The organism is Enterococcus sp. LJL51, from assembly GCF_054871795.1.
Window position 1 is genome coordinate 20,046 of sequence record NZ_JBTXLW010000016.1, and the last position, 14,186, is coordinate 34,231.

The following is a 14,186-nucleotide window of genomic DNA, read 5'->3' on the forward strand; positions in this document are numbered from 1 at the left end:
CAAGTATGTTAGACTGTAACTATAAATTGGAAAGAAGGTGTGGATATTGGCTAAACGTACCGAAACAAGACAAGTCGAAGTATTAAAATATATATATGAACAAGTTGAACTCAAAGGATATCCTCCAACCGTTCGCGAGATTGGAAAAGCGGTGGATCTTTCCTCTACCTCCACTGTTCACGGTCATCTGGCAAGATTGGAAAAGAAAGGTCTAATTCTCAGAGACCCTACAAAACCGCGGGCTATTGAATTAACTGCAGAAGGTCTGGAAAAAATCGGCGTACAACCGACAACAATCCCAATGCTCGGTGTAGTTACTGCCGGCGAACCTATCCTCGCAGTTGAAGAAGCGTCAGATTTCTTCCCATTGCCGCCTGATTTAAAAACAGAACAGAATGCATTATTCATGCTGACTATTAGAGGAGAAAGTATGATTAACGCAGGAATTCTTGACGGTGATCAAGTAATCGTCCGTAAGCAGCAGGCTGCTACAAACGGGGATATTGTAATTGCCATGACTGATGAGGATGAAGCCACCTGTAAACGATTCTTTAAGGAATCTGATCATATCCGGCTACAACCTGAAAATGATCTGCTTGAGCCTATCCGTCTAAACAATGTTACCATTCTTGGTAAGGTTGTCGGCTTGTATAGAAATCATATGTAAAGTCGTTCATAAAAAAGAGCGTGGGAAAATTTTCCTACGCTCTTTTTTTATTCTTGTGTTGGTGGAATAGCTGTCAGCACTTTTTAAAGATTTGGATACCTTGAACCCTTTATCTTAAACGTTCATTAGCCAGTTTTTGACTGTTTGATTGAACATAGCAGGTTGTTCGATTTGAAGATTATGCCCTGCAGTATCTAAAATAACAAATATTGAGCGGGTAAAACCATCAATCAAACGATAAGCATCCTGATAGCCTACACAGTCATCCTGTCTGCCAGTTAAGAAAACACTTGGCTTATCAAAATGAATCTCCTCAAAGCGCTCTTCAAACGACAGTGCGTAGCCTGTTTGCTGGTAGCTTTCTACAAACTCCTCATTTGCCCTTGCTAAACCTGGATAGATTTCATTTTTGTATCTCTGCCAGGTTTCATCAGTAGCGACAACAGCCATCTCCATAAAATCAGAAAATAGTGTTTGTTCACCATTATCGAGTAGTATTTGTTTTTTTATTAGAACCTCACGCGGCGGCAGCTTTCGTTTCGAGCGCTCAGCGATTGTACATGGACAAAGAAAAAAAACGCCGTCAATCCTGTCAGCTGCTAAAAAGGTTAAGCCAAGAGATAAGTAGCCTCCATAAGACTGACTCACAAGAAGATAGGATTGTTCACCAAGAACTTTTTTAGTGAAGCTCTGAATTATTTCAATCATTTTATCTGCGTTGCTGACTAGTCCGTTCCCATTTGATTTTCCTAGACCAGGAAGATCAATGTAAATTCTTTGATAACCCTGCATCTCTGCAAATATTGGTTCCAGGCAGCCAACCATGACCTCATGATCCTCTGGAAATCCATGAAGGCATAAAACCGGCTTGCCTTCTCCAAAAATTTCATAGTGAATCAGGCAGCCTTTAATCATGATTTCCATTTTTATACTCACCTTTCACATCTATGAAGATTTACGCTGATAGGTTTCAAACTCATGAGCATAGACATTTCCTTCATCCAGCTCGCCTTCACTCGTATTAATCATCGTCCATTCATCCCAGTCAACAGAAGGAAAATAAGTATCTCCTTCAAATGCTCCATGAATAACTGTTCGGTAAAGAATATCACAATACGGAAGAAAATCCTGATAAATTTTGGCGCCGCCTGCAATAAAGGTAATTCCTGAGAATTCTTCAGCATAGCTTAGAACCTCTTGAATATTGTTCATGATCATCACATTTGCTGCCTGATAAGAAGTATCTCTTGTCAATACGATTGTTTTACGGTTAGGAAGAGCTTTTCCACCCATCCCCTCAAAGGTGGTTCTTCCCATTACAATTGTATTGTTTTCAGTCATTTTCTTGAAGAACTTTAAGTCGTTTGGCAAATGCCAAGGCAACACATTCTCCTTTCCAATAATCCCCTGCTCATCCTGAGCCCAGATAGCTGCTAACATATTTTTAACTCCTTTCAGACCTATACCGCAATTGGTGCTTTGATAGCCGGATGCGGGTCATACCCTTCCAGTTTAATATCTTCCATTTCAAAGTCAAAAACCGATTGTTTTTCTGTATTTAAAATCAGTTGAGGAGCTGAACGGACTTCCCTAGTCAGCTGTTCCTCCATCTGCTCAAAATGATTTACATACAAATGAGCGTCCCCTAATGTATGAACAAACTCCCCTACTTCCAAGCCTGTTTCATGGGCAATCAAATGTGTTAAAAGTGCGTAGCTGGCAATATTAAACGGTACGCCTAAGAACACATCTGCACTACGCTGATACAGCTGACAGCTCAATTTTCCGTCATTTACGTAAAACTGGAACATTGTATGACAAGGTGGAAGCGCCATAGAAGGAACATCTTCAGGATTCCACGCAGAGACAAGCAAGCGGCGGGAATCAGGATTTGTTTTTATCATACGAATAACATCTTGAAGCTGATCAATAAATTCGCCATTCTTTGTTTCCCAATGCCGCCATTGAGCGCCGTAAATATTACCCAATTCTCCATGCTTTGCTGCAAAATCAGAATCATTTAAAATGTTTTCACAGAATAAAGCATGCTGTTTTTCATACTCTTGTTTGAACCCTTCATCAGTTAAGACACGATGACCAAAACCGGTCATATCTGGTCCAGTATAGTCTGAACTATTAATATAGCGTTCAAATGCCCATTCATCCCAGATATGATTGTTATGCTGTAGAAGATATCGGATATTCGTATCCCCTTTAATAAACCAAAGCAGCTCACTTTTAATCAAACCAAATGGAACTCGTTTTGTTGTCAATAAAGGAAAACCTTTTGATAAATCAAAACGCATTTGATGGCCAAAAAGACTTTTTGTTCCTGTTCCAGTACGGTCGCCTTTCAAATGTCCTTCATCTAGTATTTTTCTACCTAAGTCAAGATACGCATTTTCCATATGATCTCCTCCTGCTATTCGTCAGCAAACTGGCTTAAATAATCCCAGCGCTCGATTTTTTCTTCCAGCTGTTCTTCGATTTGGTCCATTTCTTTCTGCAGCTCCTGAAGACGGGCAAAATCATTTCCCTGATGGTTCATGTCTTCTGAAACCTGTTCTTGTCTTTTTTCAAGGACAGCAATTTCGTCTTCAATTGTTTCCCATTCCTTTTGTTCCATATAAGTCAGCTTTGATTTTTCTTTTTTAACTTTTACTTCCACCGCTGAATTCTTCACTTTTTTTGTATCCTGCTGTTCTTCTGCTGTCTGTTGCGCTAAATAAGCGCTCATTGTACCGTAGTAGGATGAAATCTCAGCATTTCCTTTAAAAAGCAGAAGCTTATCCATCGTTTTATCAAGAAAATAGCGATCATGTGAAACAGCGATTACTGTTCCGCTGAACTGATGGATATAGTCTTCCAGTACAGTCAGCGTATCGATATCCAAGTCATTCGTTGGCTCATCCAGTAAAAGCACATTTGGTTGACTAATTAATAGCTTCAGAAGATACAATCTTCGTTTTTCACCGCCGGAAAGCTTTCCAACCATCGTTCCATGCATAAAGCGGGGAAATAAGAAACGTTCCAGCAGCTCTGCCACGCCAACTGTTTCGCCGTCCACTGTTTTAGCTTCCTCTGCAGCCTCCTGCAGGTAGGCAATCATCCGTTTCTCAGGATCTATTTCTTCGTTCTCCTGTGTATAATAAGCCAGACGAACTGTTTCACCGATTTCGTACAGACCGCTTTCAAGAGGAACTCTTCCTGCGAGAATATTTAGCAATGTCGATTTCCCGGCACCATTTTTACCAGTTATCCCTATTCTATCTTTTGCTTGTATTAGCAATGAAAAATCATTGAGAAGCTGTTTTTCTTCAATTTTGTAATAACCATGCTGAATCTCCAACACTTTTTTCCCTAAGCGCTGGGAAGATAGATTGAGATCAACGGTCTCTTTTGCATTCACCTGATGAAGATTTTCTTTTAAGTCATGAAAACGTTCCTGACGAGCCTGCTGCTTCGTTCCTCGTGCCTGCACGCCAGCACGCATCCATTCCAGCTCCTGTTTGAACAGCTGCTTTCTTTTATTTTCCTGTTCAAGCTCTACCCGTTCTCGCTCAGCCTTCGCAGCAATATACGCTTCGTAATTTCCTTTATACTCATAAAGCTTCCCAAAAGAAAGTTCAAAAATTCGATTAGTCACCCGATCAAGAAAATAACGGTCATGGGTAACCATAAGCAGTGCTCCTGAATAGCTTTTCAGGTATTTTTCCAACCAGCTGATTGCTTCATAATCCAAATGGTTCGTTGGTTCATCCAGCAGCAGCAGGTCTGGTGCTTCAATCAGAGTCTGTGCCAGACTAACCCGTTTCTTCTGTCCCCCGGAAAGCTCGCCGACTTTTTTATTTAGTGTATCAATACCTAGCTTCTGCAGGATAATCTTGGCACTGGTATCTGCGGACCAGGCATCTTCTTTATTCATTTTTTCTTCCGCCCGCGTATATTGCTTTTGAACAGCCTCATTCATTCCATCCTGATCTAAAGCGATTAACGCCTGTTCATACTCTTTTACAGCCTGAATAATCGGTGTATTTCCTTGAAAGACAGCATCAATTACACTTAACTCATCGTCCAGCTCATGGGTTTGAGAGAGATAACCAATGCGGTAATCCTTTGCCTGTTTTACAGGAGAGATATCGCCATCTGCAGCATCCAGCCCTGCCAGAATATTTAGTAAACTTGTTTTACCTGTACCGTTAATACCAATCAGACCAATCCGATCTTTCTCATGTATCATAAAAGACAGGTTATCAAATAAAGTCTTCTCCCCAAATGTTTTGGTTAACTGCTCAACTCTTAGTTCTTTCACAAGCTCACTTCCTTTTCATCTTGACTATTGTAACAAAAAAAGCAAAAAAAAAGAAGCTGGTTTTCTTTTTCATAGATAAACGAGCTATTGAATTATTTTTTTACCAAAGTATGAACAATAAAAAAGTAAATTTCTATTGTATTCCCTGAGATAATTCTTTGTCGCAACAGTACACTATTCTGAAAACCAATGCGACTCTTCATTTGTCTTACAGTATCATTATTTTTTCAAATATTGGCAAAAATAAAGAGTGGAACATATAGAATCCCACTCTCTTGTCTAATCTTCAATTATAATATCGATATCCAAGTCCTTTGCCACCCGATCTGATAAAAAAGCCAGCATCGTTTCCAGAGGCATTTTGAAAATGAGCAGCGGACCTCGCCGGCCATTTCTAAAATAGTTCATTCGGATTTCCTGATTCTTAACAGAAAGAACAACTTTTTCCAGCTCAGAATAATACACACCACGATTGTCAAAGGAATTATTAATAATTTTTCCATCTGCTAATCCCCGACAGTCCAGCATGAAACTAAAAAGCAGACAAGATGTCATAATATCCTGCAGTTTGTCATTCAATGTTTGCGGTGCTGTCAGTCCAAAAAATAAGAAGACTGCTCCAAGACAAAGCCCGATAGCACTTGGTATTATCGAACGTTTAGCAAAAACAACAATACTTCTGCGAACCATAATTAAATAGATATATAACACAATGACAAACAACGTTAATACGATAGTGAACAAATCAATAATCAGAAAGACCTCCTTATTTTTGTAACAGCCCTCAAAGGCTATTCTTTAGATGCACTTTTTTGCTGATCAATTTCTGTCAGCTGCTGGTTTATTTTTTTTATCTTATCTTTACATACCAGTATATCCCGAATCATCTGATCGCGTTTATCCCCTTTAGGCAAACGATTGACCACTTGATAATAAGCAGCAAGTAGTTGGACATTCTTCATTTTTTCTTTCTGCAATCTATCTTCTTTTAATTTCATCGACATGTCTCCTTCAATGAACAATTCCCCTAAAATTCAATATACTGTACTAGTTTAACATACATCAGTCAGTCTGTTGAAATATTTCTTTTTATGGAAGATAACGGTTTGTTCTGAGTGAAATAAAACCAGGGAAAGCCTGCAACTGCTTGCCCCGGTCAATAATGTTAAATAAATGCTCAATTATTATTGTGCAGAAAGTGCAATCCCAATCGCTTTTTCACCAAGGTGGGTGCCAATAACCGGACCAAAATGTCCGATTTCAATCTCAGCCTCCGGATATTGTTCCTGCAGTTTTTTCTTCTCTTCCTCTGCAACTGCAAGATTATTGGCATGAATAACATAAAGCTTTACAGGATATTGTATTTCCTGATTTCTCTCACCGATAATTTGCTCCGCGCGTGTAAATGCCCGTTTAGTTGAACGGATTTTTTCAAATAAGACGATTTTCCCATCTTCAAACGTAAGAATCGGCTTGATTTTCAATAAACCGGCAATCAGTGCCGCACCATTCGTTAAACGTCCGCCCCGCACAAGATTATTCAGGTCTTCCACAATTAGATAGGCATACGTATTGTCTCTAATAATATCCATCTTTGCGAGAATAGCTTCAATGTTTTCGCCATTGTCTGAAGCAGCCAGCGCTGCCTCTACCATATGCCCCATTGGCATACTGGTAATTTTCGAATCATAGGGGTGTAAATCAATTCCTTCGATTGTTCCTTTCAAGGAGAACAGCGTGCCGACAAAGCCTGAAATTCCTGCTGACAAATGGATACTCAAAATTGTATCATATCCTTTTGCTGCAATAGATTCATAGAGCTCGATGACTTCTCCTAAAGCAGGCTGAGAAGTTGTTGGAAATTCTGAACTGCTGTTTAGCAATGCATAATACTCATCCGCCTCAATATCAATTCCTTCATTATAAATTTTGCCGTCTAAAATGACTGGTATAGGAATAATAAACAAGTCATTATGTTTTTTTATTCTGTCTGGTAAATAAGCTGTACTATCTGTTACCACAGCAAGTTTCATATTAAAAACCCTCGTTTCATATTTCTAAACTTAAATAAATATAACATACTCTGAATTAGATGAAAACTGTCTTTTTCATGCTAATTGGCTAAAAAACTCTGAACCGCCTGCTGATTCATCGGTAAATCTATTTCAAGAACACTACCGGCATAGTCATAGTAGCCGCTTGCCCAGGAATCTTCAACAGGAACTGTTAGGCGGTCAATCCCGCCAGCCCCCTTCAATGCTAGAGAAGGACCGTTTTTCAATAAGAAGGTTAAAGGAATATCATTTGCCATATATCCAACCAGTTTACCTGCTGATTCTGGTGTTCGCAGCAATACCATCGGTGATTTCAGTTGCGAAATGACGGCAGACATCACTTGCTGCTGTCTTCTTACCCGACCAAAATCCCCTTCTTCATCCATCCGGAATCGTGCATATTGGAGCAGAACATGCCCATCCATCTTTTGATTTCCCTGGTTAATGTCAACACCATCTAAATTCAGCGTTTTTTCTGCATCGATTTCTACACCCGAAGGGAATAAAGAATCGATTACTTTTTCGAAGCTTTGGAAATCAACCTTTGCATAGTATTTACAATCAATACCAAAGTTATTGGCTAATGTTTGACGAACTAGTTCTGCTCCGCCATATGCATAGGCTGAATTGATTTTATTTGCACCCACCTCAGGAATATCAACAAATGTATCCCGCATAAAGGAAATTAGTTTAGGCTTGCCGGAAGGTCCATCCAGTTGAAGAACCATGATGGTATCCGCACGTCCAGCATCTTCTCCTCTAGTATCACTACCCAATAAGAGAATATTGTTGGCACCGTCTGCACTGGTGACGCCATTAAATACTTCTGTTTCTTCTTTGGGAAGGGAGTCGTCATTTTCAGCCGCGTGCTTTCCCTTAAAGAAAAATACAACCGGCAGCACAATTAATAAAACCAGTACCAACAGAGCCCACTTAATCCATCTACGCTTGCCTTTCTTTTTTAGCTTTTTCGGCTTTTCAGGTTTATATTTTTTTGAACTTCTTGGTGGTTCCACAGGTATTTGCTCTTGTTGACGGCTATATGACTGGTTTTCCTGAGAATATTGTTCATCAGGCTGAACTTGTTTTTCGTACCGTTCATCCCTGTCTTTTTCTTTTCTAGGATTAAAGCTGCTTCTTTTTTCCGCAGCATCTGATTTTTTATGTATATCTTTATATCGGTCCATACGACTCATTGTTTGTACACCTCTTTTTCACTCTTATGGATAAGGATAACCCATTTTACAAAAAAAGTCTTTTCAGATTGTGCATTTTAAAAAAAATAAAAGGAATTTTTTTCCAGTATGTATCCGCTAGCCTTTCCAGCTATGTTATTCTATGTTTAATAAACACTTTTTTACTTTATTTAAGGAGGAACACTATTATGGCTTTTTTTGATATTGATTATTATTCGGCTGTACTTGGAATGAACACGAAGGTTTCCTGTATTTTGCCCAATAATGGAAGAACAAATATTCCTGTACTTTATCTGCTTCACGGAGTCGGGGGTGATTACACCTCCTGGTCACGCTTTACAGCTCTTGAGTCTTATGTAGATAAAATGAACCTTGCTGTGATTATGCCGCAAACATCTGCAGGTGCTTATACGAACACTACCTACCATATGAACTACTGGACGTATCTTTCGGACGAGCTGCCCAAAACAGTGCAAAATTTTTTCCCTCAGCTATCAAAGGAAAAAGAAAAAAACTATGCCGGAGGACAGTCTTTGGGCGGCTACGGTGCATTTAAACTGGGATTTGGCACAGATAATTATGGAGCAATTATCAGTTTGTCTGGAGCAGTTCATTCTATGGATCAGCTTGGTGAAGAAATCTTTCAGTTTGCACCAAAGGCATTCTGGACAGGGATTTTTGGAAATCTTGATGAGCTGCCAGGCTCGGAGAATGATATTTATGCTTTAGCTGAAAAGAAACTCACAGCTGGATTCGACTTTCCTGATATCTATTTGGCTTGCGGAACGGAGGATCCATTTTTCCCTGCAAATCAAAAAGCCGTAGAGCTTTTGAAACCCTACGGCATAAATGTACAATTACGCGCGACCAGCGGCGGTCATGACTGGCTTTATTGGAATCAGGAAATCAAACAAGCACTAGCTTGGCTCTCAGAAAGATAACCGGAGTAGTTTTGCTTACGCTAGTTTGCTGTCTCTCCCGTTTAGACACCGTGAATAGGATGGACAGCATAATTTCCAAAAACCTTAACTTCCCCGCCCATTAAACGGAGTTCCTCTAAGGCAAAATCTATCAATTCCTGAGGTTTATCCAAATGAATATCAATCAAAAAGAAATACTCTCCCAGAGTAGTTTTTAATGGCCGAGATTCAATTTTACTCAGTCCTATTTCCCGCCAGCTGAAAACAGAAAGTGCTTTGTGGAGTGCCCCCGGCATATTATTCGGCATAGTTACAGCCAAAGTCAGCTTTCGATTTTCAACTGGTATTTCTTCTAAATCAATCTTTTCTGAGCCGAGAACCCAGAATCTCGTACGATTGATGGCCACGTCCTGAATGTCTTCTTTTACAATAGTCAGACCATATTTTTCGGCCGATAACTTTGGTGCAATCGCCGCAATAGTCAGCTCTGGATGGGCAGCTACGAAATTCGCTGCATAGGCGGTGGATGGTGTCGCCTCCAAAACAGCATTAGGAAAATAGCGGCTTATGAACTCCTGTGACTGTGCCAGCGCCTGAGGATGAGAGAGAATTCGGGTAACCTGGTGCCAATTATTCTGATGATTTGTATTCACCATCAACTGCTGAAAAATCGGCAGTACTAGCTCTGCGCCTACAGGAATTTGTCCCTTTCCTTGATGAAATAGATAATCCACTGTTGTGTTGACTGATCCTTCAAGAGTATTCTCAATAGGCACCACACCTAAATCTACTTCATGAAATTCAACTCCCTTAATACATGCCGGTATTGAATGAAACGGTATTAACTCGGCATTGGGAAATGCCGTCTTAGTCGCTGTATGTGTGAAAGAGCTTTCCGGCCCTAAATAACCAACCTTCATTTATTTCACCTACCCTATACTATCGAGGATTTCAGCTGTAATCTCTTCCGGCGTACGCTGATCTGTATCCACAATCATGCTTGATGCTTCTTCATAAAACAAAATACGCGGTTCAAAAACCTGCTTTATTTCTTCCGGAGACTTTGAAACCACTAACGGACGAACTGTTGTATGGTCATTTTTTAACCGGGGAATAAAAACCTCTGGTGTTGTCTGTAAATAAATAACTGGTGCCATCTTTTTTAACAGCTCACGATTTTCCGGACGCATCACAATCCCGCCTCCAGTTGAAATCACATAATCGTGGTCTATATATTTTTTCAGTACAGCTGTTTCCTTTTCCCGAAAAGCAGCTTCTCCATATAAATCAAAGTATTCCTGAATGCTCATGCCGATTTCTTCAATGATTTTATCGTCAAAATCTATATGCTTCATTCCCGTCTTCTGAGAAAGCAGCTTTCCAACTGTTGTCTTACCAGCCCCCATGAAGCCGATTAACGTGATTCCCTGCATCTGTTTCCCTCCTAGTTGTATAGTCTTTGTAAATCATTAAAAAAATCTGGATAAGAAACAGCTATCGCTTCAGGACGTTCAAGAACCACAGTTCCTTTTTTCACCAGCAAAGCAGCAATCTGTAGCATCATGCCAATTCGGTGGTCTCCATAGCTAGTCACGTTTCCGCCATTAAGGACTGTTCCGCCAGTAATAATCATTCCGTCCTCAGTTGGTGTGATATCTGCGCCCAGCTTGTTCAGCTCATTTGCTACTGCATCAATTCGATTCGTTTCCTTAACCTTGAGTTCCTCCGCATCACGAATCACAGTTGTTCCTTTTGCCTGAGTGGCCATCAAAGCAATAATCGGCAGCTCATCAATCAGTCTTGGGATAATTTCTCCTGAAATGTCAATCCCATGCAGCTCACTTGTTTCTACAGTTATTGTTCCAGATTTATTGCTTTCACTCTTATTTTCTTCAATCGTGAGTTTTCCGCCCATTTGTTGAATAACATCAATAATTCCTGTTCGTGTTGGATTTAAGCCGACATTCTCCAATGTTATCTTACTATCTGGAATAATCAGTCCTGCAGCAAGAAAGAAAGCTGCTGAAGAAATATCTCCAGGCACTACAACCGTTTGCCCAGTCAGCTTTTGAGGTCCTGTTAAATGGATTTCTTTATCGTCCACTTCGATTTCCCCGCCAAATTGTACAATCATATCTTCTGTGTGATCTCTAGTCTTTTCTTTTTCAACAACAATCGTTTTGCCTTTCGCCTGCAAACCGGCAAATAAAATTGCTGATTTGACCTGAGCACTTGCTACAGGCATTTCATAGTGAAGCGGCTGCAAAGAAGATGTTCCTCTGATTGTAATCGGAGGATACTCTGTTCCGTCGTGTCCTGTACAGGAGGCGCCCATTTGGTTCAACGGAGACAATACACGAGCCATTGGTCGCTTAGCAATTGAGGCATCCCCATAGAGCTCTGTTGAAAAATCACTGCCAGCCAAGATACCGCTAATTAAGCGAATCGTCGTGCCTGAGTTGCCGATATCAATTGCCGAAACAGATGGGCTAAGACCTTCAAAGCCTTGACCATGAATAATAATTGTTTCACCATCATCTTCAATTTTGACGCCTAATTTCTTAAAAGCTTTTATTGTACTGAGACAATCTTCTCCTCTTAAAAAGTTTTTTACTGTTGTTTTCCCATGAGCTATCGAGCCAAACATGATGCTGCGATGAGAAATTGATTTATCACTAGGAACTTGTATCGTCCCCACAAGTCTTTTTTTATTGATTGCTAACTCCAAATGATCATCCCTCCTTACTTTTCATACCATAAATAATCTGTTTCTTTCTCAATACACTCTTTGGCACGTTCCAAATCTTCTTTTCTTTTAAAGGTCAGTTGAAGAATACCAAAAATATCTTCTCGTGTTTCCAATATTTTCAAATTTATTAATGACAGATTTGCTTTGCCGATAATCCCTGTCACCTCTGCAATAACTCCAGGAACATCCGGTACATCTATAAATAAATCATGAAAGGCTGGAATAACTCCTTCTTTATGAATGGGCATCTGATTACGGGTTTCTTTTGCTTCGTAAAAAAATTGGAAAATTGCTTCCCTGTTTTCTGCAGCAATCCATTCTGAAACCTGATCCATCTCACCACGCCAGTTATCTAAAAGTCCTAACAGGGTTTCTTTATTGCTTAATAAAATATCTGTCCACATCACAGGATCAGAAGAAGCAATTCTGGTAATGTCCCGGAATCCGCCGGCAGCCAGTCTCCCAGCACCTGGATGTTCTTTATTAAAAGCTTTGCTTTGATTCACTAGTCCAGCAGCAATTACGTGAGGAAGATGACTTAACAGACCAGTAATTTTATCATGCTCTTCTGTAGACATAACAACAAATTTTGCCTGTGTACCAGCTAGTAAGCTCTGAAGCGCTTTGATTCTTTTTTGATCTTTTGGTTTGCCTGGTGTAAAAATGTAGTATGCATTTTCAAATAACCGTTCATCTCCTGCTGTTACACCGGATTTATGAGAACCGGCCATTGGATGACCACCAATGAAGTTCTCTAAGCCTAACGTCTCTGCCAAGTCGACGATTTCACTTTTAGTGCTCCCGGCATCTGACAGAATAACACTCTCTTTCAGAGGAATCCTGCTGATTATCTGCAGCTGTTTCTTTACCGCCTCAACAGGGGAGCAGAGTAAAATCACATCAGCTTCTGGAGCTGCCAGATCCAAACTTTCAGCTATTTCATCAATCATCCCGCGTTTTAGAGCAAATGCCTCAGACTCTTTTTGCACATCCAATCCAATAATTCGTGTATTAGGATGTTCTTTTTTTATCGCCAGTGCTAAAGAAGCACCGATTAATCCCAATCCTACAATTAATACTTGTTTTTCCTTCATCTTCTACACTCCATTCATCTGATTTTAGAATTGTTGAGTATAGCGACGATAGGCTGTAACCTCTTCTTTCATCTGCTCAAAGGAATCACTGTCAAATTTTTCTAAGAGCGCTTGTGCCACCTCTGTAGCGACGACAGCTTCGCAGACCACACTTGCAGCTGGAACTGCTGTACTATCCGAGCGTTCAACACTTGCCTTATAAGGCTCTTTTGTATCGATATTTACGCTTTGCAGCGGCTTATATAAAGTAGGAATAGGCTTCATCACGCCCCGAACAACAATCGGCATTCCGTTGGTCATGCCGCCTTCAAAACCGCCAAGGTTATTGGAGGTTCGCGTATAGCCGGTTTGTTCATTCCAAACAATTTCATCCATAACTTGACTGCCGGGCCTGTTGCCCATTTCAAAGCCTATCCCAAACTCAACACCCTTGAATGCATTGATACTCATAACAGCTTGTGCGATTTTCCCGTCCAGTTTTCGATCCCATTGAACATAACTTCCTAAACCAACGGGTACTCCACCGACGAGAACTTCAACAACACCGCCGATTGTATCGCCATTTTTCTTTGTTTCATCAATGAGTGTCTTTATTTTTTCTTCCACCGATGAATCGACTACTCGAACCTCAGAGCTTTCTGATTTTTCTTTTATTTCTTGTACAGTCATGTTTTCCGGGATAGAGGCCTTGATCCCTCCTAAAAGAACCACATGGCCGGCAACTTCAATGGACAGTTCACTTAACAGCTTTTTAGCCACAGCACCAATTGCAACTCTCATTGTTGTCTCTCTAGCTGAAGAACGCTCCAACACATTTCTCAAGTCTTCATGCTTGTATTTTATTCCACCAACCAAATCGGCATGTCCCGGCCGGGGTTTGTTGACCCGACGAATATTTTTTTCTTTTTCCGGCACCTCTGCAGCCGACATGACCGACTGCCAGTTTTTCCAGTCTTTATTTTCCACAACCAGAGTCACCGGCGACCCTAATGTTTTCCCATGACGAATGCCTGAAGTAATTCGGACGGCATCCTTTTCAATTTTCATTCTTCCCCCTCGTCCGTAGCCTGTCTGACGGCGGGCAAGTTCCAAATTAATATCTTCAGCGGTAAGCGGCAAACCAGCCGGCAAACCCTCAATAATTGCTGTTAGTTCTGGTCCATGTGATTCTCCAGCTGTAATAAAACGCATAAG

15 protein-coding genes are annotated in these 14,186 nt (G+C 40.5%); 2 read left to right on the forward strand and 13 right to left on the reverse strand.

Translation table 11 applies throughout. The annotated features are described in order from the left end of the window. Window positions 1-46 precede the first annotated feature (46 nt). Entirely contained in the window at window positions 47-667 is a 621-nt protein-coding gene (lexA, locus tag ACYSNQ_RS13745; RefSeq protein WP_426084148.1) for a transcriptional repressor LexA, read from the forward strand. A gap of 114 nt (window positions 668-781) precedes the next feature. Here lexA and ACYSNQ_RS13750 read toward each other — a convergent pair whose 3' ends face one another. The 8 genes from ACYSNQ_RS13750 to ACYSNQ_RS13785 form a co-directional block, all read right to left on the reverse strand. Next, window positions 782-1,591, reverse strand: a complete 810-nt coding sequence (locus tag ACYSNQ_RS13750; protein ID WP_426084149.1) for an alpha/beta fold hydrolase — start codon at window positions 1,589-1,591, stop codon at window positions 782-784. A gap of 21 nt (window positions 1,592-1,612) precedes the next feature. Next, window positions 1,613-2,107 carry a dihydrofolate reductase gene (locus ACYSNQ_RS13755; RefSeq protein WP_426084150.1) on the reverse strand — a complete coding sequence of 165 codons (495 nt, stop codon included), beginning with the start codon at window positions 2,105-2,107 and terminating at the stop codon, window positions 1,613-1,615. Window positions 2,108-2,127: 20 nt separating this feature from the next. Next, window positions 2,128-3,075 carry a thymidylate synthase gene (locus ACYSNQ_RS13760; protein WP_426084151.1) on the reverse strand — a complete coding sequence of 316 codons (948 nt, stop codon included), beginning with the start codon at window positions 3,073-3,075 and terminating at the stop codon, window positions 2,128-2,130. Window positions 3,076-3,089: 14 nt separating this feature from the next. Then, window positions 3,090-4,979 carry an ABC-F family ATP-binding cassette domain-containing protein gene (locus tag ACYSNQ_RS13765; RefSeq protein WP_426084152.1) on the reverse strand — a complete coding sequence of 630 codons (1,890 nt, stop codon included), beginning with the start codon at window positions 4,977-4,979 and terminating at the stop codon, window positions 3,090-3,092. A gap of 279 nt (window positions 4,980-5,258) precedes the next feature. Beyond that, entirely contained in the window at window positions 5,259-5,723 is a 465-nt protein-coding gene (locus ACYSNQ_RS13770) for a hypothetical protein (protein ID WP_426084153.1), read from the reverse strand. Between the two features lie 47 nt (window positions 5,724-5,770). Next, on the reverse strand, window positions 5,771-5,977 hold the full coding sequence (locus tag ACYSNQ_RS13775; RefSeq protein WP_426084154.1) for a hypothetical protein: 207 nt from the start codon (window positions 5,975-5,977) through the stop codon (window positions 5,771-5,773). A 186-nt stretch (window positions 5,978-6,163) separates the two neighbouring features. Continuing rightward, complete coding sequence (locus tag ACYSNQ_RS13780; protein ID WP_426084155.1) at window positions 6,164-7,012, reverse strand: DegV family protein; 849 nt, start codon at window positions 7,010-7,012, stop codon at window positions 6,164-6,166. 80 nt (window positions 7,013-7,092) lie between these two features. Further along, window positions 7,093-8,229 (reverse strand): LCP family protein, encoded by a 1,137-nt coding sequence (locus ACYSNQ_RS13785; protein WP_426084156.1) that lies wholly within the window; start codon window positions 8,227-8,229, stop codon window positions 7,093-7,095. A 188-nt stretch (window positions 8,230-8,417) separates the two neighbouring features. Between ACYSNQ_RS13785 and ACYSNQ_RS13790 the strand changes: the two genes are divergently transcribed. Further along, window positions 8,418-9,170 carry an alpha/beta hydrolase gene (locus ACYSNQ_RS13790; RefSeq protein WP_426084157.1) on the forward strand — a complete coding sequence of 251 codons (753 nt, stop codon included), beginning with the start codon at window positions 8,418-8,420 and terminating at the stop codon, window positions 9,168-9,170. A gap of 41 nt (window positions 9,171-9,211) precedes the next feature. Here ACYSNQ_RS13790 and pheA read toward each other — a convergent pair whose 3' ends face one another. The 5 genes from pheA to aroC are packed head-to-tail and all read right to left on the reverse strand — an operon-like array spanning window position 9,212 to window position 14,183. Beyond that, on the reverse strand, window positions 9,212-10,069 hold the full coding sequence (gene pheA / locus ACYSNQ_RS13795; RefSeq protein ID WP_426084158.1) for a prephenate dehydratase: 858 nt from the start codon (window positions 10,067-10,069) through the stop codon (window positions 9,212-9,214). A gap of 9 nt (window positions 10,070-10,078) precedes the next feature. Next, window positions 10,079-10,582, reverse strand: coding sequence for a shikimate kinase (locus tag ACYSNQ_RS13800; RefSeq protein ID WP_426084159.1), 504 nt, complete (start codon window positions 10,580-10,582; stop codon window positions 10,079-10,081). Window positions 10,583-10,593: 11 nt separating this feature from the next. Then, window positions 10,594-11,877 (reverse strand): 3-phosphoshikimate 1-carboxyvinyltransferase, encoded by a 1,284-nt coding sequence (gene aroA, locus ACYSNQ_RS13805; RefSeq protein ID WP_426084160.1) that lies wholly within the window; start codon window positions 11,875-11,877, stop codon window positions 10,594-10,596. A 14-nt stretch (window positions 11,878-11,891) separates the two neighbouring features. After that, a complete protein-coding gene (locus ACYSNQ_RS13810) occupies window positions 11,892-12,992 on the reverse strand; it encodes a prephenate dehydrogenase (RefSeq protein WP_426084161.1) in 1,101 nt (366 codons plus the stop codon). Between the two features lie 24 nt (window positions 12,993-13,016). Then, window positions 13,017-14,183: a chorismate synthase gene (aroC, locus tag ACYSNQ_RS13815; RefSeq protein WP_426084162.1), complete on the reverse strand. Its 1,167-nt coding sequence runs from the start codon at window positions 14,181-14,183 to the stop codon at window positions 13,017-13,019. Window positions 14,184-14,186 lie beyond the last annotated feature (3 nt).

Coding starts and splice junctions, on each gene's coding strand:
- ACYSNQ_RS13760 (WP_426084151.1), bottom strand. CDS start 3,075: ATGGAAAATGCGTATCTTGACTTAGGTAGAAAAATACTAGATGAAGGA.
- ACYSNQ_RS13810 (WP_426084161.1), bottom strand. CDS start 12,992: ATGAAGGAAAAACAAGTATTAATTGTAGGATTGGGATTAATCGGTGCT.
- aroC (WP_426084162.1), bottom strand. CDS start 14,183: ATGCGTTTTATTACAGCTGGAGAATCACATGGACCAGAACTAACAGCA.
- ACYSNQ_RS13775 (WP_426084154.1), bottom strand. CDS start 5,977: ATGAAATTAAAAGAAGATAGATTGCAGAAAGAAAAAATGAAGAATGTC.
- ACYSNQ_RS13780 (WP_426084155.1), bottom strand. CDS start 7,012: ATGAAACTTGCTGTGGTAACAGATAGTACAGCTTATTTACCAGACAGA.
- pheA (WP_426084158.1), bottom strand. CDS start 10,069: ATGAAGGTTGGTTATTTAGGGCCGGAAAGCTCTTTCACACATACAGCG.
- ACYSNQ_RS13790 (WP_426084157.1), top strand. CDS start 8,418: ATGGCTTTTTTTGATATTGATTATTATTCGGCTGTACTTGGAATGAAC.
- ACYSNQ_RS13750 (WP_426084149.1), bottom strand. CDS start 1,591: ATGGAAATCATGATTAAAGGCTGCCTGATTCACTATGAAATTTTTGGA.
- ACYSNQ_RS13800 (WP_426084159.1), bottom strand. CDS start 10,582: ATGCAGGGAATCACGTTAATCGGCTTCATGGGGGCTGGTAAGACAACA.
- ACYSNQ_RS13755 (WP_426084150.1), bottom strand. CDS start 2,107: ATGTTAGCAGCTATCTGGGCTCAGGATGAGCAGGGGATTATTGGAAAG.
- ACYSNQ_RS13785 (WP_426084156.1), bottom strand. CDS start 8,229: ATGAGTCGTATGGACCGATATAAAGATATACATAAAAAATCAGATGCT.